The organism is Acinetobacter sp. (assembly GCF_036659555.1).
Taxonomy (GTDB): Bacteria; Pseudomonadota; Gammaproteobacteria; order Pseudomonadales; family Moraxellaceae; genus Acinetobacter.
Map to the genome: position 1 here is coordinate 1 of NZ_JAVXCI010000174.1, position 1,666 is coordinate 1,666.

General features: G+C 48.7%; 2 protein-coding genes. Both read right to left on the minus strand.

All coding sequences use genetic code 11. The features are described 5' to 3' along the window. The coding region (gene eno, locus RSA72_RS14460) for a phosphopyruvate hydratase (RefSeq protein WP_443098351.1) at nucleotides 1-768 on the minus strand (768 nt) is incomplete at its 3' end. A 44-nt stretch (nucleotides 769-812) separates the two neighbouring features. Next, nucleotides 813-1,666: 3-deoxy-8-phosphooctulonate synthase (gene kdsA / locus RSA72_RS14465; RefSeq protein ID WP_332633434.1), on the minus strand; the 854-nt coding region annotated here is incomplete at its 5' end.

The window sequence follows — 1,666 nt, forward strand, 5'->3', positions numbered from 1 at the left end:
TGGATATTGGTTTACAAGACCCGCTAAATAGTCAGAGAACTGGTTGCTTGTGAACGCTTTGTTGCCTTCGCCTGCAAGGATGTACTGGCCATTTTTGTAGAATTCTGAAGATGCACAGTCCAGCGCAAGCATGATGTCAGAACCTGCTTTGTAGCCTGTTTGACCGATCGCTTCAAGAATAACCGTGATTGCTTCTTCGTTTGAACGCAAGTTCGGCGCAAAACCGCCTTCATCACCTACAGCAGTGTTTAAGCCTTTTTTGTTTAAAACTGATTTTAAAGAATGGAAGATTTCCGCGCCTGCGCGCAGCGCTTCAGCAAATGAAGTGAAGCCTACCGGCTCAATCATGAATTCTTGAATATCAACATTATTGTCTGCATGTGAACCGCCGTTGATGATGTTCATCATTGGCACAGGCATAGTCAAAACTGTTTGACCGCGCAGATCTGCGATGTATTGGAACAAAGGAGTTTTCTTTTCATCAGCAGCAGCGCGCGCGGCAGCCAAAGAAACCGCCAAAGTTGCGTTAGCGCCTAATTTTTCTTTGTTTTCAGTGCCGTCAAGCGCGATCATGGTGCTGTCGATGTCTTTTTGTTCAAAAACAGACTTGCCGACCAAAGCGTCGCGGATCAGCGTATTAACATTGTTAACTGCTGTACGGACACCTTTACCCAAGTAACGCGCTTTGTCGCCGTCACGAAGTTCTAAAGCTTCACGAGAACCAGTTGAAGCACCAGATCGTGCACGAATGTCAACGATTTGGCTCATGAACAATTCCTCAGTTGATTAATAATAAGATGCCTGCTGCGGCATCAATGTGTATCTAATTTTTTAAAACCTTTGACCAAGGTATCCAGCTCTTTCAGCTGCGCCAAGAACGGCTCCAGCTGCGACATGCGCAATGCGCAAGGGCCGTCGCACTTGGCTTTTTCCGGATCCGGATGCGCCTCAAGGAACAGGCCGGCAAGGCCTGTCGCCATGCCTGCGCGCGCCAAGGTGGCAATTTGCGCGCGGCGTCCGCCGGCGGAATCTGCACGGCCGCCCGGAGTCTGCAAGGCATGCGTCACATCAAAGAACACCGGAACATTCATTTCCTTCATGATGTCAAAGCCCAGCATGTCTACAATCAGGTTGTTGTAGCCGAATGCCGAACCGCGCTCGCAAATAATCAGCTTGTCATTGCCCGCTTCCAGGCATTTATGCAGAATGTGGCGCATTTCGTGCGGCGCAAGGAACTGCGCTTTTTTGATGTTAATGATGGCATCAGTTTTCGCCATCGCCTCAACAAGGTCAGTCTGGCGGCTCAGGAAAGCCGGCAGCTGGATAATGTCCGCAACCTCCGCAACAGGCGCAGCCTGATACGGTTCATGCACATCGGTAATGATGGGCACATTGAAGTGTTTTTTAATCTCAGCGAGCCACTCGATGCCTTTTTCCAAGCCTGGGCCGCGGAAAGAGTTCAAGCTGGAACGGTTGGCCTTATCAAAGCTGGCTTTGAACACGTAAGGAATACCCAGACGCGTGCAGATATCCACATAAGTTTCTGCAATTTCAAAAGCCAGATCTTTCGATTCAAGTACGTTCATGCCGCCGAATAATACAAATGGCAAGTGATTTGCCATTTGTATATCGCCTAAACGTACAATTTCTTGTGGTTTTAATTGTG